19 protein-coding genes are annotated in these 20,246 nt (G+C 63.7%); 16 read left to right on the plus strand and 3 right to left on the minus strand.

Features of this window, described 5'->3' with window-relative positions; all coding sequences use genetic code 11:
• The first annotated feature begins 113 nt into the window (after window positions 1–113).
• From QAZ22_RS21130 to QAZ22_RS21175, 10 genes are all read left to right on the plus strand, one after another.
• Window positions 114–437, plus strand: coding sequence for a septum formation initiator family protein (locus QAZ22_RS21130; protein ID WP_278202640.1), 324 nt, complete (start codon window positions 114–116; stop codon window positions 435–437).
• A 175-nt stretch (window positions 438–612) separates the two neighbouring features.
• Complete coding sequence (gene pdhA, locus QAZ22_RS21135) at window positions 613–1,659, plus strand: pyruvate dehydrogenase (acetyl-transferring) E1 component subunit alpha (protein ID WP_278202641.1); 1,047 nt, start codon at window positions 613–615, stop codon at window positions 1,657–1,659.
• Window positions 1,660–1,674: 15 nt separating this feature from the next.
• A complete protein-coding gene (locus tag QAZ22_RS21140; RefSeq protein WP_278202642.1) occupies window positions 1,675–3,069 on the plus strand; it encodes a pyruvate dehydrogenase complex E1 component subunit beta in 1,395 nt (464 codons plus the stop codon).
• A gap of 12 nt (window positions 3,070–3,081) precedes the next feature.
• Window positions 3,082–3,369 (plus strand): hypothetical protein, encoded by a 288-nt coding sequence (locus tag QAZ22_RS21145; protein WP_278202643.1) that lies wholly within the window; start codon window positions 3,082–3,084, stop codon window positions 3,367–3,369.
• A 3-nt stretch (window positions 3,370–3,372) separates the two neighbouring features.
• Window positions 3,373–4,743 (plus strand): pyruvate dehydrogenase complex dihydrolipoamide acetyltransferase, encoded by a 1,371-nt coding sequence (locus tag QAZ22_RS21150; RefSeq protein ID WP_278202644.1) that lies wholly within the window; start codon window positions 3,373–3,375, stop codon window positions 4,741–4,743.
• 133 nt (window positions 4,744–4,876) lie between these two features.
• Window positions 4,877–5,515 (plus strand): SGNH/GDSL hydrolase family protein, encoded by a 639-nt coding sequence (locus QAZ22_RS21155; protein ID WP_278202645.1) that lies wholly within the window; start codon window positions 4,877–4,879, stop codon window positions 5,513–5,515.
• 28 nt (window positions 5,516–5,543) lie between these two features.
• Window positions 5,544–6,989, plus strand: a complete 1,446-nt coding sequence (gene lpdA / locus QAZ22_RS21160) for a dihydrolipoyl dehydrogenase (protein ID WP_278202646.1) — start codon at window positions 5,544–5,546, stop codon at window positions 6,987–6,989.
• A gap of 111 nt (window positions 6,990–7,100) precedes the next feature.
• Entirely contained in the window at window positions 7,101–7,358 is a 258-nt protein-coding gene (locus tag QAZ22_RS21165) for a GlsB/YeaQ/YmgE family stress response membrane protein (RefSeq protein ID WP_059188542.1), read from the plus strand.
• A 131-nt stretch (window positions 7,359–7,489) separates the two neighbouring features.
• Window positions 7,490–8,455, plus strand: a complete 966-nt coding sequence (lipA, locus tag QAZ22_RS21170) for a lipoyl synthase (RefSeq protein WP_278207899.1) — start codon at window positions 7,490–7,492, stop codon at window positions 8,453–8,455.
• A gap of 8 nt (window positions 8,456–8,463) precedes the next feature.
• Window positions 8,464–8,919: a type II toxin-antitoxin system RatA family toxin gene (locus tag QAZ22_RS21175; RefSeq protein WP_278202647.1), complete on the plus strand. Its 456-nt coding sequence runs from the start codon at window positions 8,464–8,466 to the stop codon at window positions 8,917–8,919.
• Here the strand turns inward: QAZ22_RS21175 and QAZ22_RS21180 are convergent.
• Both QAZ22_RS21180 and QAZ22_RS21185 read right to left on the minus strand, forming a co-directional pair.
• Window positions 8,916–9,404 carry a CinA family protein gene (locus QAZ22_RS21180; protein ID WP_278202648.1) on the minus strand — a complete coding sequence of 163 codons (489 nt, stop codon included), beginning with the start codon at window positions 9,402–9,404 and terminating at the stop codon, window positions 8,916–8,918. The genes QAZ22_RS21175 and QAZ22_RS21180 overlap by 4 nt on opposite strands.
• On the minus strand, window positions 9,401–10,630 hold the full coding sequence (locus QAZ22_RS21185; RefSeq protein WP_278202649.1) for a bifunctional 2-C-methyl-D-erythritol 4-phosphate cytidylyltransferase/2-C-methyl-D-erythritol 2,4-cyclodiphosphate synthase: 1,230 nt from the start codon (window positions 10,628–10,630) through the stop codon (window positions 9,401–9,403). Before QAZ22_RS21185 ends, QAZ22_RS21180 begins: the two co-directional genes overlap by 4 nt.
• 140 nt (window positions 10,631–10,770) lie before the next feature.
• On the opposite strand from QAZ22_RS21185, the gene dusB reads away from it, so the two are divergent.
• The 3 genes from dusB to ntrC are packed head-to-tail and all read left to right on the plus strand — an operon-like array spanning window position 10,771 to window position 14,395.
• Complete coding sequence (dusB, locus tag QAZ22_RS21190; protein WP_278202650.1) at window positions 10,771–11,799, plus strand: tRNA dihydrouridine synthase DusB; 1,029 nt, start codon at window positions 10,771–10,773, stop codon at window positions 11,797–11,799.
• Complete coding sequence (locus QAZ22_RS21195) at window positions 11,796–12,938, plus strand: nitrogen regulation protein NR(II) (RefSeq protein WP_278202651.1); 1,143 nt, start codon at window positions 11,796–11,798, stop codon at window positions 12,936–12,938. The genes dusB and QAZ22_RS21195 overlap by 4 nt, the downstream gene beginning before the upstream one ends.
• The gene (ntrC, locus tag QAZ22_RS21200) at window positions 12,935–14,395 is read left to right on the plus strand and encodes a nitrogen regulation protein NR(I) (protein WP_278202652.1); all 1,461 of its coding nucleotides are present in this window, start codon (window positions 12,935–12,937) and stop codon (window positions 14,393–14,395) included. The genes QAZ22_RS21195 and ntrC overlap by 4 nt, the downstream gene beginning before the upstream one ends.
• A gap of 190 nt (window positions 14,396–14,585) precedes the next feature.
• Here ntrC and QAZ22_RS21205 read toward each other — a convergent pair whose 3' ends face one another.
• Complete coding sequence (locus QAZ22_RS21205; RefSeq protein WP_278207900.1) at window positions 14,586–15,476, minus strand: NAD-dependent epimerase/dehydratase family protein; 891 nt, start codon at window positions 15,474–15,476, stop codon at window positions 14,586–14,588.
• Window positions 15,477–15,593: 117 nt separating this feature from the next.
• Between QAZ22_RS21205 and QAZ22_RS21210 the strand changes: the two genes are divergently transcribed.
• The 3 genes from QAZ22_RS21210 to QAZ22_RS21220 all read left to right on the plus strand — a co-directional run bounded on the left by QAZ22_RS21210 (window position 15,594) and on the right by QAZ22_RS21220 (window position 20,227).
• Entirely contained in the window at window positions 15,594–16,415 is an 822-nt protein-coding gene (locus tag QAZ22_RS21210) for an AraC family transcriptional regulator (RefSeq protein ID WP_278202653.1), read from the plus strand.
• Between the two features lie 169 nt (window positions 16,416–16,584).
• Window positions 16,585–18,876, plus strand: coding sequence for a PAS domain-containing sensor histidine kinase (locus tag QAZ22_RS21215; protein ID WP_278202654.1), 2,292 nt, complete (start codon window positions 16,585–16,587; stop codon window positions 18,874–18,876).
• Window positions 18,866–20,227 (plus strand): sigma-54 dependent transcriptional regulator, encoded by a 1,362-nt coding sequence (locus QAZ22_RS21220; protein ID WP_278202655.1) that lies wholly within the window; start codon window positions 18,866–18,868, stop codon window positions 20,225–20,227. Before QAZ22_RS21215 ends, QAZ22_RS21220 begins: the two co-directional genes overlap by 11 nt.
• Window positions 20,228–20,246: the final 19 nt, after the last annotated feature.

Here is a 20,246-nt window from a genome sequence, read left to right on the forward strand (position 1 = left end):
TTTTCGTTCTTTTCAGACCTCGCGTCCGATTGGTCGTAACCGTCCATTAAGCACAATTGGGCGAAAAGATTCGGATAGCCGCTTGCGTTCGCGGCAAGCGAGGGTTTCGGGTCATGTGGACACGTCAGCACAAGCAGAGAAACACCGGCAGGCTGATCGTTCCGTCGCTTTGCGTGCTGTTCCTGGCCTATTTCGGATTCCATGCCTATCACGGCGAGTTCGGCATCTATTCCAAATATCGGCTGCAGGCCCAGGCCGCCGAACTGCAGGCCCAGCTCAACACCGTCAAGGCGCGCCGGGTCGACTTGGAACGTCGTGTCCAGCTCATGCATGAAGGCACGCTGGAGAAGGACATGCTTGACGAGCAGGCCCGAAAGGCGCTCAATCTGTCCCAGCCCGACGAAATCACCATAATGCTGCCTGCGCCTGCGAAATAACCGGATTTCGGTTAATCGTATTTATTTGCAACGATTCTAACCGCTTAGATGCATGCCAGCCATGCATTTTTCAGCATGGCGCAATGCATCCTTGCGTGTTAGCCTCGCTCAAATCGGTGGGGAGACGGTCGCTCTCCCTGAATGTCCGCGAAGAGACGCCAACAGGGAGTGATGCATGGCCACCGCCGCCAGAAAAGCGCCTGCCAAGTCCAAATCCAGATCCGACGGCAAATCGTCGGTCCTTTCCACCCCCAAGCCGATCGAATTCACCAAGGAAGAAGAGCTTTCCGCCTATAGGCACATGCTGCTCATCCGCCGCTTCGAGGAGAAGGCCGGCCAGCTCTATGGCATGGGCTTCATCGGCGGCTTCTGCCACCTCTACATCGGCCAGGAGGCCGTCGTCACCGGCATGAAAATGGCGCTGGTCGAGGGCGATCAGATGATCACCGCCTATCGCGACCACGGCCACATGCTGGCGATGGAACTGTCGCCGCGCGGCGTCATGGCCGAGCTCACGGGACGCCGCGGCGGCCTGTCGAAGGGCAAGGGCGGCTCCATGCACATGTTCTCCAAGGAGAAGCATTTCTACGGCGGCCACGGCATCGTCGGCGCGCAGGTGTCGCTGGGCACCGGTCTGGCCTTCGCCAACCGCTACCGCGACAACAAGAATGTCACGCTGACCTATTTCGGCGACGGCGCCGCCAACCAAGGTCAGGTCTACGAAAGTTTCAACATGGCTTCGCTTTGGAAGCTGCCGGTGATCTACATCATCGAGAACAACCGCTACGCCATGGGCACCTCGGTCTCCCGCTCGTCGGCCGAGACCGATTTCTCCCATCGCGGCGCTTCCTTCAAGATCCCCGGCATGCAGGTCGACGGGATGGACGTCCGCGCCGTGAAGGCCGCGGGCAACGTCGCCGCCGAATGGTGTCGCGCCGGCAACGGCCCGCTGATCCTTGAAATGCAGACCTATCGCTATCGCGGCCACTCGATGTCCGACCCGGCGAAATACCGCTCCAAGGAGGAAGTGCAGAAGATGCGCTCCGAGCATGATCCGATCGAGCAGGTGAGGGTGCGGCTGCTCGGCAAGAAGTGGGCGAGCGAGGACGAGCTCAAGGCTATCGACAAGGAGGTTCGCGACGTCGTCGCCGATGCCGCCGAATTCGCCCAGAACGACGCCGAGCCGGATCCGTCCGAGCTCTGGACCGACGTGCTGCTTTAAGGGGAGGGCAAGGACATGCCGATCGAAATTCTCATGCCCGCGCTCTCGCCGACGATGGAAGAGGGCAATCTTTCCAAGTGGTTGAAGAACGAAGGCGACAAGGTCGTCGCCGGTGACGTGATCGCCGAGATCGAGACCGACAAGGCGACGATGGAAGTCGAGGCCGTGGATGAAGGCACGCTCGCCAAGATCGTGGTTCCTGCCGGCACCGAAGGCGTGAAGGTGAACGCGGTGATCGCCGTGCTTGCGGTCGACGGTGAAGACGTCGACAAGGCTGGCGAAGGCATCGGCGAAGAGCCTGCCAAGGCTGAGACCGCCGCAGCGCCGGCGCCTGCTGCGCAGGAAGAGGCTCCCGCCAAGCCGCAACCCGTCGCCGCCGCGCCGAAGGCCGAGATTGCCGCCGACCCGGACATTCCCGCCGGCACCGAGATGGTGTCGACCACGGTGCGCGAGGCGCTCCGCGACGCGATGGCCGAAGAGATGCGCCGCGACGGCGACGTCTTCGTCATGGGCGAGGAAGTCGCCGAGTACCAGGGCGCCTATAAGATCACCCAAGGCCTGCTGCAGGAATTCGGGCCGCGGCGCGTTGTCGACACACCGATCACCGAACACGGCTTTGCCGGCGTCGGCGTCGGGGCAGCGATGGCCGGCCTGAAGCCGATCGTCGAGTTCATGACCTTCAACTTCGCCATGCAGGCGATCGACCAGATCATCAACTCGGCCGCCAAGACGCTCTATATGTCCGGCGGCCAGATGGGCGCGCCGATCGTGTTCCGCGGCCCGAATGGCGCGGCCGCGCGCGTCGCCGCCCAGCACTCGCAGTGTTATGCCGCCTGGTATAGCCATATCCCCGGCCTGAAGGTAGTGATGCCTTACACGGCGGCCGACGCCAAGGGCCTGCTCAAGGCGGCGATCCGCGATCCTAACCCGGTCATCTTCCTCGAGAACGAAATCCTCTACGGCCAGTCCTTTGACGTGCCGAAACTCGACGATTTCGTGCTGCCGATCGGCAAGGCGCGCGTGCACAAGCAGGGCAAGGACGTCACCATCGTCTCCTTCGGCATCGGCATGACCTACGCGGTCAAGGCGGAAGCCGAGCTGCGCGGCATGGGCATCGATGCCGAGATCATCGATCTCAGGACCGTCCGTCCGCTCGACTTCGACACCGTCATCGCCTCGGTCAAGAAGACCAACCGTCTCGTGGTGGTGGAGGAAGGCTTCCCGCAGAGCTCGGTCGGCGACCACATCGCCAGCCAGGTGTCGCAGCGCGCCTTCGACTTCCTCGATGCGCCTGTGATCACCATCGCCGGCAAGGACGTGCCGATGCCCTATGCGGCGAACCTCGAGAAGCTCGCCCTGCCCAATGTCGGCGAGGTCGTCGAGGCAGTCAAAGCCGTCACCTATCGATAGGGAGCGACGCCAATGCCGTCCTTCTGGGTCTTGGCTGCTATCGTCGCGCCCACAGTCGGGATTGCTTTTCTGGTGCGCTCCATGACGGGCAAGTTTGATGCGATCCTGCTGATGCTCAGCGGCGTCGCTTCGCTTGTTCTCGCAACCGTCGCGACCGGCTCTGCCCAAGTCGACCAGACGGGCGGCATGATGAGCCTGGAAATGACCAAAAGCAGTTTCCACTTCGGCGTCCTGCCGCCGGTCTTCATCGTCGCCACGCTGACGGTCATGCGCGGCCTGTTCAAATTCATTCAGGAGTGAGCGATGCCAATCAACATCACCATGCCGGCCCTGTCGCCCACGATGGAAGAGGGCAATCTCGCCAAGTGGCTGGTCAAGGAAGGTGACAAGGTTTCGCCCGGCGACGTGATCGCGGAGATCGAGACCGACAAGGCGACGATGGAAGTCGAGGCCGTCGATGAAGGCACCGTCGCCAAGCTCGTCGTTCCGGCCGGAACCGAAGGCGTCAAGGTCAACGCCGTGATCGCTATCCTGGCAGGTGAAGGCGAGGATGCCAGTGCGGCTGCAAAAGCCGACGGCGGGGCAGCACCCAAGGCGGAAGCGCCGAAAGCGGAAGCCCCGAAGACCGAGGCTCCCAAGGAAGCGCCGAAGCCGGCAGCCGCGGCGCCCGCGCCGGCGAAGGCCGAGCCCGCTCCGGTCGCCAACGGCCACGCCGGCGGCGAGCGTGTGTTCGCGTCGCCGCTTGCCCGCCGCTTCGCCAAGGATGCCGGCGTCGACGTGGCGGCGCTCAGCGGTTCCGGTCCGCACGGCCGCGTGGTGAAGGCCGACGTCGAGGCGGCGATCGCTTCCGGCGGCGCCAAGCCGGCGCCTGCCGCCAAGGCTCTCGCGGGTGCACCGGCCGCTCCCGCCCCCGCGCCAAAGCCGATGTCGGACGATCAGGTGCTGAAGCTCTTCGCCGAGGGCTCCTACGAGCTCGTGCCGCACGACAATATGCGCAAGACCATCGCGCGCCGCTTGGTCGAGGCCAAGAGCACCATCCCGCATTTCTACCTGACGCTCGACTGCGAGCTCGACGCGCTCTTGGCGCTGCGCACCCAGCTCAACGCGGCGGCGCCGATGAAGAAGACCGAGAAGGGCGAGGTTCCCGCCTACAAGCTCTCGGTCAACGACATGGTGATCAAGGCGATGGCCATGGCGCTGATGGCGGTGCCGGACGCCAACGCCTCCTGGACCGACAACGCCATGGTCAAGCATAAGCACGCCGATGTCGGCGTCGCCGTGTCGATCCCCGGCGGCCTGATCACGCCGATCATCCGCCATGCCGACGAAAAGACGCTGTCTGTCATCTCGAACGAGATGAAGGATCTGGCGAGCCGCGCCCGCAGCCGCAAGCTGAAGCCCGAGGAATACCAGGGCGGCACGACGGCCGTGTCCAATCTCGGCATGTTCGGCGTCAAGGATTTTGCCGCCGTCATAAACCCGCCGCACGCGACCATCCTCGCGGTGGGCGCGGGCGAGGAGCGCGCGGTGGTGAAGAAAGGCGAGATCAAGATAGCTACCGTGATGTCGGTGACGCTGTCCACCGATCACCGCGCCGTCGACGGCGCGCTCGGCGCTGAATTGCTCGGCGCTTTCAAGCGCATGATCGAAAACCCGATGGGCATGCTGGTCTAGGAAGGGAAAAGGCGGTGCGGAAAATCTTCACCGGCCTTTTCGCCTTCATCGTTTCCGATCCCGCTGGCGAACTGATCGCACGCCGGCGCGTAAGGTGCTCTCGGTCAGGTTTCGACAGGGTTGGGGCAGCCGCATGAAGACAATCCTCTGCTATGGCGACTCGCTGACTTGGGGCTATGACGCCGCCAGCCTCGGCCGCCACGCGCTGGAAGATCGCTGGCCGAGTGTGCTGAAGGCAGCACTGGGCGACGGCATTGAGGTCATTGCCGAGGGATTGAACGGCCGCACGACCGCCTTCGACGATCACCTGGCCGGGGCTGACCGGAATGGGGCGAGGACGCTGCCGACGGTCCTGACCAGCCACGCGCCGCTCGACCTGATCATCTTCATGCTCGGCGCCAACGACATGAAGCCATGGATCCACGGTAATCCCGTTGCCGCCAAGCAGGGCATGCAGCGCCTGATCGATATCGTGCGCGGCCATGACTATCCGTTCGACTGGCCGGCGCCGCAGATCCTCATCGTCGCGCCGCCGGCCGTCACCCGCACCGACAATGCTGAGTTCAAGGAAATGTTCGCCGGCGGCGACGATGCCTCGAAGCGGCTGGCGCCGCAATATTCCACGCTTGCCGACGAGGCCGGCTGCGGCTTCTTTGATGCCGGCAGCGTGGCGACGACCACGCCGCTCGACGGCGTCCATCTCGATGCGGAAAACACGCGCCGGATAGGCCAGTCGCTGGCGCCGCTCGTGCGTGTGATGCTCTCACTCTAACCCCGAGAAAGATCAGGGAGAAAAACCCGTGGCTGAGAACTACGACGTCATCATCATCGGCTCAGGCCCCGGCGGCTATGTCACTGCGGTGCGCTCCGCCCAGCTCGGCTTCAAGACGGCGATCGTCGAGCGTGAGCATCTCGGCGGCATTTGTCTCAACTGGGGCTGCATCCCGACCAAGGCGCTGCTGCGCTCGGCCGAGATCATGCACTATTCGGACCACCTCAAGGATTACGGCCTGAAGCTCGACGGCAAGGTCAGCCCCGATACGGCCGCCGTCGTCGACCGTTCGCGCAAGGTCTCGCTCAGGCTGAATGGCGGCGTCGCCTTCCTGATGAAGAAGAACAAGGTCGACGTCATCTGGGGCGAGGCGAAACTCACAAAGCCGGGTGAGATCGTGGTGTCCAAGACAGCCAAGAAGCCGATGGAGCCGCAGCCGCCGGTGCCGAAAGGCGTAAAGGGCGAGGGCACCTACACCGCCAAGCACATTATCCTGGCGACCGGCGCAAGGCCGCGCGCGCTGCCCGGCATCGAGCCGGACGGTAAGCTGATCTGGACCTATTTCGAGGCGATGGTGCCGAAGGAGATGCCGAAGTCCCTGCTGGTGATGGGCTCCGGCGCCATCGGGATCGAGTTCGCTTCCTTCTATCTCACCATGGGTGCCGAGGTGACGGTGGTCGAATTGCTGCCGGCGGTGATGCCGGTCGAGGACGCGGAGGTTTCCAAATTCGCGCAGAAGCAATTCGAGAAACAGGGCATGAAGATTCTGCTCGAAGCCAAGGTGACCAAGGTCGATAAGGGCGCCAACTCGGTCACCGCGCATGTCGAGATGAAGGACGGCAAGGTGGAAAAAATCACCGCCGACCGCATGATCTCGGCCGTCGGCGTGCAGGGCAACATCGAAAATCTTGGCCTCGAGGCGCTCGGCGTGAAGACCGACCGCGGCTGCGTCGTCGTCGACGGCTACGGCAAGACCAATGTGCCCGGCATCTATGCCATCGGCGACGTGGCGGGGCCGCCGATGCTTGCGCACAAGGCCGAGCATGAGGGCGTGATCTGCATCGAGAAAATCGCCAATTTCCCGGGCGTGCACGCCATCGACAAGCTGAAGATCCCGGGCTGCACCTATTGCAGCCCGCAGGTCGCATCGGTCGGTCTCACCGAAGCCAAGGCCAAAGCCGAAGGCAAGGACATCCGCGTCGGCCGATTCCAGTTCGGCGCCAACGGCAAGGCCATCGCGCTTGGCGAGGACCAGGGCTTCATCAAGACCATCTTCGACAAGAAGACCGGCCAGCTCCTCGGCGCGCATATGATCGGCGCCGAAGTGACCGAGCTCATCCAGGGCTTCGTCGTGGCGATGAACCTGGAGACCACCGAGGAAGAGCTGATGCACACGATCTTCCCGCATCCGACGCTGTCGGAGATGATGAAGGAAAGCGTGCTCGACGCCTATGGCCGCGCTTTGAACGCATGATAAATCGCAAATCGATGATAGATTGGCTGCGCGAGACTCATATTCGGCAGCCGGAGGGCAAGGCCGCTCATATCCGGATGCACGTCCACCTGGCACAGGAGGAGTTGGCATATGCATTTGAATGGCGTCGGCTGGATCGCAGCCATCATCATCGGAGGTCTGGCGGGCTGGCTCGCCGAGATGGTCATGAAGAGCAACACCGGCATCTTCATGAACATCATCATGGGCATCGTCGGCGCGGTGGTGTTGAACGCGATCCTGCAGGCTCTCAACATCCAGTCATTCGGCGTCGGCTGGGTGGCCTACCTGATCACCGGCTTCATCGGCGCCTGCCTGCTGATCTTTGTTGGGCGGCTGGTGCGCCGCTGAGCCGCATGAATAAACCGCTATGCGAAAATGGCCGTGGCGGCATGCGCCGGCGCGGCCTTTTTCTTTGCTCCGAAAAGTCCTAGATGACGCAGACGGGCGGCCGCGATGCCAGCGGCCGCGAAGGGTTTGAGATGGTCACTGTTCTCGACACGATCGCCAACGCGCCGCGCCCGCGGCATCCCGAAAAGGCGCACAGGCCGGACCAGGAAGTGCTGCGCAAGCCGGACTGGATTCGCGTCAAGGCGCCGGTTTCCAAGGGCTATGCCGAGACGCGCGAGATCGTGAAATCGAACAAGCTGGTGACGGTGTGCGAGGAGGCCGGCTGCCCGAACATCGGCGAATGCTGGGACAAGAAGCACGCCACCTTCATGATCATGGGCGAGATCTGCACGCGCGCCTGCGCCTTCTGCAACGTCGCCACCGGCATCCCGACAGCGCTCGATCCGGATGAGCCGGCGCGTGTCGCCCATGCGGTCAAGCAGATGGGCCTCAGCCACGTCGTCATCACCTCGGTCGACCGCGACGATCTTGACGACGGCGGAGCGCAGCATTTTGCCGACGTCATCCATGCCATCCGCGTGGCCGCCCCTTCGACGACGATCGAGATCCTGACGCCCGACTTCCTGCGCAAGGATGGCGCGCTGGAGATCGTCGTCGCGGCCAAGCCCGACGTCTTCAACCACAATCTGGAAACCGTTCCGTCGAACTACCTGACGGTCCGCCCGGGCGCTCGCTACTTCCATTCGATCCGCCTGCTGCAGCGCGTGAAAGAACTCGATCCGTCGATCTTCACCAAGTCCGGCATCATGGTCGGCCTGGGCGAGGAACGGAACGAAGTGCTGCAGCTCATGGACGACCTGCGTTCGGCCAATGTCGACTTCATGACCATCGGCCAGTATCTGCAGCCTTCGAAGAAGCACCATCCGGTGATCCGCTTCATCACGCCGGACGAGTTCAAGTCCTACGAGACGATCGGCAAGACCAAGGGCTTCCTGCTGGTTGCGTCGAGCCCGCTGACGCGCTCCTCGCATCACGCCGGCGAGGATTTCGCCAGGTTGCGCGCGGCGCGCAAGGCCCAGCTCGAAAAAGCCAGCTGACCGGTTAGATGCCGAAATTTGAAGCCACCCGCCGCGTCGCCTACACGCCGGAACAGATGTTCGCGCTGGTGGCGGATATCGAGGCTTATCCGCAATTCCTGCCGCTCTGCGAAGCGTTGACCGTACGCTCTCGCAAGGAGCGCGACGGCCGCACCATCCTCGTCGCCGACATGAGCATCGGCTATAAGGCGATCCGCGAGACTTTTACGACGCAGGTGCTTTTGAAGCCCGACGAGAACGCCATCGACGTCAAATACATCGACGGCCCGTTCAAATATCTCAGCAATATCTGGCGCTTCGACCCGGCCGACGGTGGCTGCGAAGTGCATTTCTTCATCGACTACGAATTCAAGAGCCGCATCCTCGGCGCGCTGATGGGCACGATGTTCGACCGTGCCTTCCGCATGTTCTCCGAAGCCTTCGAAAAGCGGGCGGACGTGATCTACGGCGCAAAGCCCGCCTAACTCTCACCAAGCGCCCGCAGCCCAAGCTGCAGCGCGTGCCGCACCGTCTCGTGACGGATGAATTCGCGGCCCTTACGGCCGAAGAGCTGCTGCTCGGCGATGACCGGCTGGCCGGCAAGTGCTATCCCGAACCAGACGAGACCGACCGGCTTTTCCGCCGAGCCGCCGCTCGGGCCGGCAATGCCGGTGACAGCCAGCGAGAGGCTGGCGCGAGAATGCGTCAGCGCCCCCGCTGCCATTTCGAGTACCGTTTCGCGCGAAACGGCGCCATGGGCGTCGAGTGTGGTGGCGGAGACGTCCAGCATCTCCATCTTGGCTTCGTTGGAATAGGTGATGAAGCCGCGGTCGACCACGGCTGAGGAGCCGGCAATGTCGGTGAGCGCCGCAATGATCATGCCGCCGGTGCAGCTTTCGGCCGTCGCCAGCATGATGCCGCGTTGCTGGCAGGCTTGGAGGAGGGCGTTGGCGAGTTCGGCATTGCTCATGCCGGCACATCTCCCGGATAGACGACGCTGGCGGTGGCAATGGCCGCAATGCCTTCGCCTCGTCCGACAAAGCCGAGCTTTTCGTTCGTCGTCGCTTTGATCGAAATCCTCTCCGGAGCAATGCCGAGCATCGCCGAGAGCGCCGCCGTCATTGCCGCGCGGTGCGGCCCGACACGCGGCGCCTCGCAGATCAGCGTGACGTCGGCATTGGCGATGCGCCCGCCGCGCTCGCGCACCAGCTTCGCCGCATGCTCGACGAAGATCTTCGACGCGACACCCTTCCATCGCGGGTCCGACGGCGGGAAATGCGTGCCGATGTCGCCGGCGCCGCAAGTGGCAAGCAGCGCATCGGTAAGCGCGTGAAGCCCGACATCGGCGTCCGAATGGCCGGAGAGTTTTCGATCGTAGGGAATGGCGACGCCGCACAACGTGACGTGGTCGCCGGCTTCGAAGGCATGCACGTCGTAGCCATTGCCGGTGCGGATGTCCGGAAAGCGCGGCAGCGCGCTGGAAAGCCGCTGGTCGGCCATCGTGATATCCCTTGCCCAAGTGAGCTTCACATTGTCCGGCGAGCCGGTGACGATCTTGACCGGAATATGCGCCCATTCGGCGATAGCGGCATCGTCGGTGAATTCGGTCTTGCCGAGGCGATGCGCCTTCTCATGCGCGGCCAGCAGCGGCCAGAACGGAAAGCCTTGCGGCGTCTGGGCGGCATGAAGGCCTGCCCTCGGCACGGTCTCCTCGATCATGCCCGCGGCGGATTCCCGCTTGAGCGTGTCGGCGACGGGCAGCGCGGGCAGCGCACCCTGGCGCTCGCCGATCGCCGCGATGGTGCGGTCGATAAGCCCGGCGTCGACGAATGGGCGCACCGCATCGTGCACCAGCACCTTCGACGGCGCCTGCTCCCTGAGCGCCAGCAGCCCGAGCCGAACGGAAGCCTGGCGGGATGGACCGCCGGTGACCGCGATGACGCGCCCGGCATTAGCTCCGGCCGCGCGCTCGAACAGTTCGCGGTCGTCGGCATGGATCGCCACGACCACCGGCCCGACATCGGGATGCGACAGGAATCCTTCCAGCGTGTGCGCGATGACGGCGCGACCGCCGATGCGCTGGTACTGCTTCGGCCCATCGGCCTGCCCGGCGCGCGCGCCTCGCCCGGCGGCGACGATGACCACGGCGACCTTCTCGTTCGCTTCTGTTGCCGGAATTTCACTTGCGTTGGTCATGTCAACCGCTCCTAGTCGGGGCGAAGGCTGAAAGCCAGCATTTTCCAAAATGCGCCTTAATGTGACGTCATTGCGCGTTGCACAACGGCTTGCATCTGGCTAGAGAATGTGCAGCAATCGAACATGCTTGGTTTTTGTGCATGCCTGAATTGACCACATTGGCTTCGCCGCTCGATGTCGGCGGCGTGAAGATACGCAACCGCGTGTTCCTCGCGCCGATGTCGGGCATTACCGACGAGCCGTTCCGCCAGCGCGCCCATGCGCACGGCGCAGGCTTGGTCGTCTCGGAAATGGTGGCGAGCGGCGAACTGGCCAAGGGCAGGACGGGCTGCGGCCTGCGCATCCGCCATTCCGGGCTGCCCGTCCATATGGTGCAGCTTGCTGGCCGCGAGACCGCGCACATGGCCGAAGGCGCGCGCATAGCGGCAGGCGAGGGCGCCGACATCATCGACATCAACATGGGCTGCCCGGCAAAGAAGGTGACGGGCGGCTATGCCGGCTCGGCGCTGATGCGCGATCTCGACCACGCGCTGTCGCTGATCGAGGCGGTGGTCGGCGCCGTTTCCGTGCCGGTGACGGTCAAGATGCGGCTCGGCTGGGACGAGGACGCGCTCAATGCGCCGATGCTGGCGCGACGGGCAGAACAGGCCGGCGTGAGGATGGTGACGGTGCATGGCCGCACGCGCTGCCAGTTCTATCAGGGCAAGGCCGACTGGCGCGCCATCGCGCGCGTCAAGCAGGCGGTCTCGATCCCGGTGGTCGCCAATGGCGATGTCGGCTCACCGGAGGAAGCGGCGGCAATCCTCGAACAATCCGGCGCTGACGCGGTGATGGTCGGCCGCGCCCACTACGGCGCGCCGTGGATCGCTGGCAGCATAGCTGCGGCCGCCGTTGGTATGTCTGCGCCAGGCATTCCCGCAACGCCGGACGCGCTCGCCGATTACGCCGTTGCACACTACGAGGACATGCTCTCGCTCTACGGAGTGGAAAGCGGGCTGCGTCAGGCGCGCAAGCATCTCGGCTGGTATCTGGATCGCCACGCCACCGGCGTTTCGGCGGAGCAGCGGAAGCGTATTCTGACCTCTTTCGAGCCGGCCGAAGTCATCCGTGGATTGCGCCAGGCCCTTGCCGACATTGGCATGTCGACTGAGATGCGGAGCGCGGCATGAAGGCGAGTGTCCCACAGGCGGCCGGCATGGAGGATGCCGCAAACATCGTGCTGAACACCATCCGCCGCCCGGTGATCATGGTCGACGCCGACGGCTTCATTACTTTCGCCAACGCGGATGCCGAGGACTTCTTCCGCTCCAGCGCGACCATGCTCGCGCGCAACACCTTGTCCAAGCTGGTGCCGTTCGGCAGCCCGTTGCTGACGCTGGTCGACCAGGTGCGCGAGCGCCACGCGCCGGTCAACGAGTATCGCGTCGACGTCTCATCGCCGCGCCTCGGCATCGAGAAGATGGTCGACCTTTATGTCGCACCGGTGCCGGAATTCCCAGGCTCGGTCGTCGTGATGTTCCAGGAGCGGTCGATGGCCGACAAGATCGACCGCCAGATGACGCATCGCGGCGCCGCGCGCTCGGTCACCGGCCTGGCGGCCATGCTGGCGCATGAGATCAAGAACCCGCTTTCCGGCATCCGCGGCGCGGCGCAACTGCTCGAACTGTCGGCCTCCGACGAGGACCGCGCGCTGACCCGGCTGATCACCGACGAGACCGACCGCATCGTCTCGCTGGTGGACCGTATGGAAGTGTTTTCCGACGAGCGGCCGATCGAGCGCTATCCGGTCAACATCCATGTCGTGCTCGATCATGTGAAGGCGATCGCCAAGAACGGTTTTGCCAAGCGTATCAAGATCTTGGAGGAATATGATCCATCGCTTCCTCCTGTCTATGCCAACCGCGATCAGCTGATCCAGGTGTTCCTCAACCTGGTGAAAAACGCAGCCGAGGCGATCGGCGCCGATCCGCAGGGCGAGATCGTGCTGTCGACGGCCTTCCGGCCCGGAATCCGCGTTTCCGTTCCGGGAACGCAGGACCGTGTTTCGCTGCCGCTGGAATTCTGCGTGCATGACAATGGCCCCGGCGTTTCCGAGGACATTCTGCCGATCCTCTTCGATCCGTTCATCACCACCAAGCCGAACGGCTCGGGCCTTGGCCTGGCGCTGGTCGCAAAGATCGTCGGCGAGCACGGCGGCATCATCGAATGCGATTCGACGCAGCGCGGAACCACCTTCCGCGTCCTGATGCCGGCCTGGAAGGAGACAACGCCCGGCGCCGGCGACGAAGCAGAAGGAGACCGCAAATGACCGTTCGCGGCAATATTCTCGTCGCCGACGACGATGCGGCCATCCGCACCGTGCTCAACCAGGCGCTGTCGCGCGTCGGCCACGAGGTGCGCGTGACCTCGAACGCCTCGACGCTGTGGCGCTGGGTGGCGGCCGGGGAGGGCGATCTCGTCATCACCGATGTGGTGATGCCGGACGAAAACGCCTTCGACATGCTGCCGCGCATCAAGAAGGCGCGGCCGGAACTGCCCGTCATCGTGATGAGCGCGCAGAACACCTTCATGACCGCCATCCGCGCTTCCGAGACCGGCGCCTACGAATACCTGCCGAAGCCCTTCGACCTCACCGAATTGCTCAACATCGTCAACCGGGCGCTGGCCGAGCCGAAGCGGCCGAAGCTCGACTCGCGTGCCGACGAGCAGCCGGAGACGATGCCGCTGGTCGGCCGCTCTGCCGCCATGCAGGACATCTACCGCATGCTGGCACGCATGATGCAGACCGACCTGACGGTGATGATTTCGGGCGAATCCGGAACCGGCAAGGAGCTGGTGGCGCGAGCGCTGCATGAATATGGCCGCCGGCGCGGCGGGCCGTTCGTGGCGATCAACATGGCCGCGATCCCGCGCGACCTGATCGAATCGGAGCTGTTCGGCCATGAGAAAGGCGCCTTCACCGGCGCCCAGAACCGCTCCACCGGCCGCTTCGAGCAGGCCGAAGGCGGCACGCTGTTCCTCGACGAGATCGGCGACATGCCGATGGAAGCACAGACGCGACTGCTGCGAGTGCTGCAGCAGGGTGAATACACGACCGTCGGCGGCCGCACGCCGATCAAGACAGACGTGCGCATCGTCGCTGCCACCAACAAGGACCTGAGGACGCTGATCAACCAGGGCCTGTTCCGCGAGGACCTGTTCTATCGCCTGAACGTCGTGCCGCTGCGGCTGCCGGCGTTGCGCGAGCGCTCCGAGGACATTCCAGACCTGGTGCGCCACTTCTTCAAGCAGGGCGCCAGCGAAGGCCTGCAGACCAAGCGCATTTCCGCGGGCGGCATCGAGCTGATGAAACGCTACCCCTGGCCGGGCAATGTGCGCGAGCTGGAAAACCTGGTGCGCCGGCTCGCCGCGCTCTATTCGCAGGACGAGATTTCGGCCGAGATCATCGAGGCCGAGCTCAAGACCGGCGAGAGGCCTGTCGTGCCGGACGGCGGCGCGCTGATCCCCGACGATCTGTCGATCGGACAGGCGGTCGAGCATTTCCTGCAGCGTTATTTTGCATCTTTTGCCGGCGATCTGCCCCCGTCCGGGCTCTACCAGCGCATCCTCGCCGAGGTCGAATATCCGCTGGTCCTGGCCTCGATGACGGCGACGCGCGGCAACCAGATCAAGGCGGCCGAGCTTTTGGGCCTCAACCGCAACACGCTGCGCAAGAAGATCCGCGAGCTCGGCGTCAACGTCTACAAGGCCTCAAGGCAGATCTAAAGCATGTCTCCCGAAAGTGGGAACCGGTTTCGGGGCAAAGACATGCGTAAAATCAAAAACCTAAAAGCGCGGGAGCGAATCTGAAAGATCGCGACGCGCTTTCGATGCCGGCCATTCTTTGCCGGCCGCCTCTTTGTTCCACCCGTCAGCAGACGGGTGGAACGCTTTGTTTCCACTTCATATAATTGGTTCAGAGATGGTCTCTGATAGTGTCCGCGATCATCACGTCAAGGCTGCTGGCCTTCACGCCGAGGAGACGCTCGGTATCGGAAGCATCGACCAGCAGCGGGCGATCGAAGAGATATTTCATTTCCGCGAGCTCATGCATGCCCAAGGCTTCCATCTCGGCGATGGAATAGCAACGCATTGGCGCAACCTCCCTTCCGAGCATCGTCGCGGTTCTGCGGATAAGATCGCGGGGCGAAGCGTATTGCGACGGGACATGGAAGGCTCGACCCCATTCACCCGTGTAGGAGGCTGACGCGACGAGCGTCCGGGCGACGTCCTTGATGAAAGCCCAGGCATGATCGGCGTCGAGGTCTCCCAAGAAGGCGACAGGCTTTCCTTCAACGATGGATGGCAGCGCGAGAAGCGAGAAGTAGGTGACCGCGCCGTGCCCCAGATAATCGCTGGAACGCACCTCGATAGCCGGCACGTTGGCGCGAGATACACGCTGCCACATTATCGTCCGAACAGTCCCCTTCCTCGATGTCGGGTCGAGAGGCAGGTCCGAGCGAAGGGGACTGTCGGCGTTTCCGCCGTAGCCGTAGAGGTTTCCGAGCAGGATGACCTTCGCGTCGACGGCCTCCGCCGCGCGCACCGTGCCGTCGACGATCGGAAAGAAGTCGGTCGGCCACCGGTGGTAAGGCGCCATGGCACACATGAAGATGGCATCCGCACCTCGGCTGATGCGTGAAAGTTCGGCGGCATCGGTAGCGTCCGCCTGCCTCGCGCGCACGCCGGGCAAGTCGATATCGCCGACACTCCTGCTTGTCAGGATGACGTCATGTCCTTGCTCACCGAGCAGGCGAGCCGTCTCACGCCCGACCGGGCCTGCTCCGACGACAACATAGTAACTCATATGAACCTCTTTGCGTTGGCAAACGAGGCGCAGGTCTAAAGGGCTTCGGCATTGAAAATCGCGCAGGAACCGCCAAATGTTGAACAGGTTCTGCCATGATTTTGAGGCTCGTTTCACATGGATCCGCAGTTCGCTTCGGCCCGGGCCTCGGCTGGCATATCAATCGCTTTCCGGCATGTTGAAGCAGGCACCTATCGACTGCCGCGGGCCGATCATCACCGCATCATGATCCATGCCAGCGCGACGACGCGCACCTATTGCAATGACGCCGGGCGATATTTCTTACGGCGAGCTGGTGACATTGATTTCGTACCCGCGGGACAGGAGGGCGGGTTCGAGGCTGAAACCTCATTCGAGACGAGGGAGGTTCGCCTGCCGCCCGCCATGCTCGAGGGTGTGGCGTCGGAGATTGAGGGCAGTGCAAGGGCGCGTCGTTTCGACATGCGGCACCTGCTTCGGGACGAACGTATCGAATACCTCGTCCGGGCACTGGAAACCGACCAAAACGCAGGCTCGGCAGGTGGGGCTCTGTTCGCCGAAAGTGTCGGCATCGCGCTTGCGGTCCGGCTGATTGGTCTCGACGATTTGGAGACGGATCGAACGGTTCGGCTGTCGGATGCGCAGTTCAAACGCATGCTGGACTATGTCGAGGCACATCTTTCCGAACCGCTCACGATCGATACGCTGAGCCGCATCGCCAGCGCCAGCAGCTCGCATCTCAGGACCTGGTTCAAAGCGGCGACCGGCATGACTCTTCACCGCTATGTGCTGCGGCGCCGGGTTGAGCGTGCCCGCTCCCTGATTCTTGGAAGTGACCTCAGCACCAGCGAGGTGGCCTATCTGACGGGCTTCGCGCATCAGTCGCACCTGGCGCATTGGATGCGCCGCGAGATCGGGCAAACGCCGCGCAGCTTGCGACGGACGCGACCGAAGCAGTGACGCGAGCCATCGCATCGCCGGGCCGCCTCGTTCGGCGGCAGTGGATCACCGGCATGGTTCCTTTTACGTGAGTGAGCCGGGGAAAGATTTCCGTCCTGGCCACACTTGTTGCATAATCGCCACAATGCGTTGCATACATCCGACGCAATGACCGACTCTAGACGGCGACATGGCTGCTGAGGCTCCAACACTGAACCAACCGGTTTTCAGCCGGGCCGACGTTCGCGACGGCCGCCGGCTGCTGGCGCTGCCTGGCGTGGTCGCGATCGTAGGCGCAATGATCACGGCAGCGATCTCGTTTGCCATTCTGGTCGGTGCGACGCCGATCGCACCCAACGCCAACACGACCTGGGCGCTGATCGCGCTCAATGCCGTCTTCGTGCTGTTCTTGATCGCGCTGGTCGCCCGCGAGGTGCGTCGCATCGTCATGGCACGGCGGCACGGCAGGGCCGCCTCGCGGCTGCATGTGCGCATCGTTGCCATGTTCGCGCTGGTCGCCGCCATTCCGGCGATCATGGTGGCGATCATCGCCTCGATCACGCTCGACATCGGCCTCGACCGCTGGTTCGAGATCCGCACCAAGACCATCGTCAATTCGTCGCTGTCGATCGCGGACGCCTACGTCCAGGAAAATGCGCGCAACTTGCAGGGCACGACGCTGTCGATGGCCTATGATCTCGACGCTTCGCGCACGCTCTATGGTCTCGACCGCACCGGGTTCCTCGACCTCATGAACAAGGAAGCTGTCGGCCGCGGGCTGGCGCATGCGGCGCTGATCAAGCCCGACGGCTCGTTCGTGATGAGCGCCAAGACCGATGCCGATTTCGCCATGCCGGAGCCGCCGCCAGGCGCTGTCGGCACGGCCGCCGACGGCAAGCCGGTGCTGATCGAGCCGCGCACCCGCAACATCATGGGCGCCATCGTCAAGCTGCGCGAGATCGAGGGTCTTTACCTCTATACGATCCGCCTGGTCGACCCCGAAGTGATCCGTGCGCGCCAAATCGTCAAATCCAACACCGACGAATACCGCAACCTCGAGGACAACCGCCGCACCTCCCAGGTGGCCTTCGCGCTGCCCTATCTGTCGCTGACGCTGATCATCATCTTATCGGCGATCTGGACCGGCATTGCGGTCGCCGACCGGCTGGTGCGGCCGATCCGCCAGTTGATCGGTGCGGCCGACGAGGTGGCGACCGGCAATCTCGACGTCGCCGTCCCCGTGCGCCAATCCGACGGCGACGTCGCCTCGCTCGGCGAAACCTTCAACAACATGATCCTCGAGCTCAAGTCGCAGCGAAACGAGCTTCTTTCCGCCAAGGATCTGATCGACGAGCGGCGGCGCTTCTCCGAAGCCGTGCTTGCCGGGGTCACCGCCGGCGTTATCGGTGTCGACTCTTACGGCATCATTACCATCGTCAACCGCTCCGCCGAGACCATGCTGGCGATCTCTGCGAGCGCGGCGCTCGGGCAGAACCTCTCGGCTATCCTGCCGCATGTCGGCCGCGTCTTCGAGATCGGGCGCCAGTCCGGCAAGCCGGTCTATCGCGAGCAGGTGACCTTCTTCCGCACCGGCATGGAACGGACCTTCAATGTCCAGATCACAGTCGAGGCGGACGACGAGGGCGCGGAAGAAAAATCCTATGTGGTCACTGTCGACGACATCACCGATCTGGTCCAGGCGCAGCGCTCGTCGGCCTGGGCGGACGTCGCGCGGCGCATTGCACATGAGATCAAGAATCCGTTGACGCCGATCCAGCTGTCGGCCGAGCGCATCAGGCGCCGCTACGGCAAGGTCATCACCGAGGACCGCGAGGTCTTCGATCAGTGCACCGATACCATCATCCGCCAGGTCGAGGACATCGGCCGCATGGTCGACGAATTCTCGGCCTTTGCCCGCATGCCGAAACCGGAGATGAAAGTCATCGATCTGCGCGAGTCGTTGCGTGAGGCGTCATTCCTGGTGGAAGTCAGCCGCTCCGACATTGCTTTCCAGCGCGATTTCGGCAACGAGCCGCTCAAGGGCACCTTCGACAGCCGTCTGATGGCGCAGGCCTTCGGCAACGTCATCAAGAATGCCGCCGAGGCCATTGACGGACTTGATGCGATAGATCGTTCCGACGGCACAATCCGGATTCAAGCCGGGCGCCAAGATGGCGCCATAAGAATCGACGTTATCGACAACGGCAGAGGGCTGCCGCGCGAGAATCGGCAGAGGTTGCTCGAGCCCTACATGACGACGCGCGAAAAAGGCACTGGCCTTGGCCTCGCTATCGTCAAGAAGATCGTGGAGGACCATGGCGGCCGGCTCGAGCTGCACGACGCGCCGCCGGATTTCCACGGCGGCCGGGGCGCGATGATCTCGATCATCCTGCCGCCGGCGGCGGTCGTTGCCGCGCCGCCACGCGGCGAAGGCCGCAACCAACACGAACGAGAAACTGAAAAGGTCGGTAATGGCGTCTGATATTCTCATCGTCGATGACGAGGAAGACATCCGCGAGCTCGTCGCCGGTATCCTGAGCGACGAAGGTCACGAAACCCGCACGGCACACGATGCCGACAGCGCGCTTGCAGCAATTGCCGATCGCGCCCCGCGGCTGATTTTCCTCGATATCTGGCTGCAGGGCTCGCGTCTCGACGGCCTGGCGCTGCTCGACGAGATCAAGACGATGCATCCGAACATGCCGGTGGTGATGATCTCCGGCCACGGCAACATCGAAACGGCGGTCTCGGCCATCCGGCGCGGCGCCTATGACTTCATCGAGAAGCCGTTCAAGGCCGACCGTCTCATCCTGGTTGCCGAACGCGCGCTGGAAACGTCCAAGTTGCGACGCGAGGTCTCCGACCTCAAGCTGCGCAGCGGCGAAACCTTCGACCTGATCGGCATGTCGTCGGCGATGAGCCAGTTGCGGCAGACCATAGAGCGCGTCGCGCCGACCAACAGCCGCATCATGATCGTCGGCCCGTCCGGCTCCGGCAAGGAACTGACGGCGCGCGCCATCCACGCGCTGTCGGCGCGCAAGACGGGGCCGTTCGTGACGCTGAGCGCCGCCACCATCACGCCGGAACGCATGGAGGTCGAGCTGTTCGGCACCGAATCGAACGGCACCGAGCGCAAGGTCGGCGCGCTGGAGGAGGCGCATCGCGGCATCCTCTACATCGATGAGGTGGCCGACATGCCGCGCGAGACGCAGAACAAGATCCTGCGTGTGCTGGTCGAGCAGCAGTTCGAGCGGGTAGGCGGCACCAAGCGGGTCAAGGTCGATGTCCGCATCATCTCCTCGACCTCGCAAAACCTGGAGGCGATGATCGCCGACGGCCGCTTCCGCGAGGACCTCTATCATCGCTTGGCGGTCGTTCCGGTCATGGTGCCGGGCCTGGCCGAGCGGCGCGAGGACATTCCGTACCTCGTAGACAATTTCATGAAGCAGATCGCGCGCCAGGCCGGCATCAGGCCACGCCGCATCGGCGACGACGCTTTGGCCGTGCTGCAGGCGCACAACTGGCCGGGCAACGTCCGCCAGCTCCGCAACAATGTCGAGCGGCTGATGATCCTGGCGCGTGGCGGCGACGTCGATGCGCCGATCACCGCCGACCTTCTGCCCTCGGAGATCGGCGACGTCATGCCGCGCACGCCGAACCAGTCGGACCAGCACATCATGGCGCTGCCGCTGCGCGAGGCGCGCGAGCAGTTCGAGAAGGACTATCTGATCGCCCAGATCAACCGCTTCGGCGGCAACATCTCGAAGACAGCCGAGTTCATCGGCATGGAGCGCTCGGCCTTGCACCGCAAGCTGAAGTCGCTGGGCGTATAGCTATCGCTTGGTCCACCCG

Origin of the sequence: Mesorhizobium sp. WSM4906 (assembly GCF_029674625.1) — a bacterium.
Taxonomy (GTDB): Bacteria; Pseudomonadota; Alphaproteobacteria; order Rhizobiales; family Rhizobiaceae; genus Mesorhizobium.

What these genes read in the sequence shown, in the direction of transcription:
- QAZ22_RS21130 (WP_278202640.1), top strand. Translation starts at nt 114, where the DNA reads ATGTGGACACGTCAGCACAAGCAGAGAAACACCGGCAGGCTGATCGTT.
- pdhA (WP_278202641.1), top strand. Translation starts at nt 613, where the DNA reads ATGGCCACCGCCGCCAGAAAAGCGCCTGCCAAGTCCAAATCCAGATCC.
- QAZ22_RS21140 (WP_278202642.1), top strand. Translation starts at nt 1,675, where the DNA reads ATGCCGATCGAAATTCTCATGCCCGCGCTCTCGCCGACGATGGAAGAG.
- QAZ22_RS21145 (WP_278202643.1), top strand. Translation starts at nt 3,082, where the DNA reads ATGCCGTCCTTCTGGGTCTTGGCTGCTATCGTCGCGCCCACAGTCGGG.
- QAZ22_RS21150 (WP_278202644.1), top strand. Translation starts at nt 3,373, where the DNA reads ATGCCAATCAACATCACCATGCCGGCCCTGTCGCCCACGATGGAAGAG.
- QAZ22_RS21155 (WP_278202645.1), top strand. Translation starts at nt 4,877, where the DNA reads ATGAAGACAATCCTCTGCTATGGCGACTCGCTGACTTGGGGCTATGAC.
- QAZ22_RS21165 (WP_059188542.1), top strand. Translation starts at nt 7,101, where the DNA reads ATGCATTTGAATGGCGTCGGCTGGATCGCAGCCATCATCATCGGAGGT.
- lipA (WP_278207899.1), top strand. Translation starts at nt 7,490, where the DNA reads ATGGTCACTGTTCTCGACACGATCGCCAACGCGCCGCGCCCGCGGCAT.
- QAZ22_RS21175 (WP_278202647.1), top strand. Translation starts at nt 8,464, where the DNA reads ATGCCGAAATTTGAAGCCACCCGCCGCGTCGCCTACACGCCGGAACAG.
- QAZ22_RS21180 (WP_278202648.1), bottom strand. Translation starts at nt 9,404, where the DNA reads ATGAGCAATGCCGAACTCGCCAACGCCCTCCTCCAAGCCTGCCAGCAA.
- QAZ22_RS21185 (WP_278202649.1), bottom strand. Translation starts at nt 10,630, where the DNA reads ATGACCAACGCAAGTGAAATTCCGGCAACAGAAGCGAACGAGAAGGTC.
- dusB (WP_278202650.1), top strand. Translation starts at nt 10,771, where the DNA reads ATGCCTGAATTGACCACATTGGCTTCGCCGCTCGATGTCGGCGGCGTG.
- QAZ22_RS21195 (WP_278202651.1), top strand. Translation starts at nt 11,796, where the DNA reads ATGAAGGCGAGTGTCCCACAGGCGGCCGGCATGGAGGATGCCGCAAAC.
- ntrC (WP_278202652.1), top strand. Translation starts at nt 12,935, where the DNA reads ATGACCGTTCGCGGCAATATTCTCGTCGCCGACGACGATGCGGCCATC.
- QAZ22_RS21205 (WP_278207900.1), bottom strand. Translation starts at nt 15,476, where the DNA reads ATGAGTTACTATGTTGTCGTCGGAGCAGGCCCGGTCGGGCGTGAGACG.
- QAZ22_RS21210 (WP_278202653.1), top strand. Translation starts at nt 15,594, where the DNA reads ATGGATCCGCAGTTCGCTTCGGCCCGGGCCTCGGCTGGCATATCAATC.
- QAZ22_RS21215 (WP_278202654.1), top strand. Translation starts at nt 16,585, where the DNA reads ATGGCTGCTGAGGCTCCAACACTGAACCAACCGGTTTTCAGCCGGGCC.
- QAZ22_RS21220 (WP_278202655.1), top strand. Translation starts at nt 18,866, where the DNA reads ATGGCGTCTGATATTCTCATCGTCGATGACGAGGAAGACATCCGCGAG.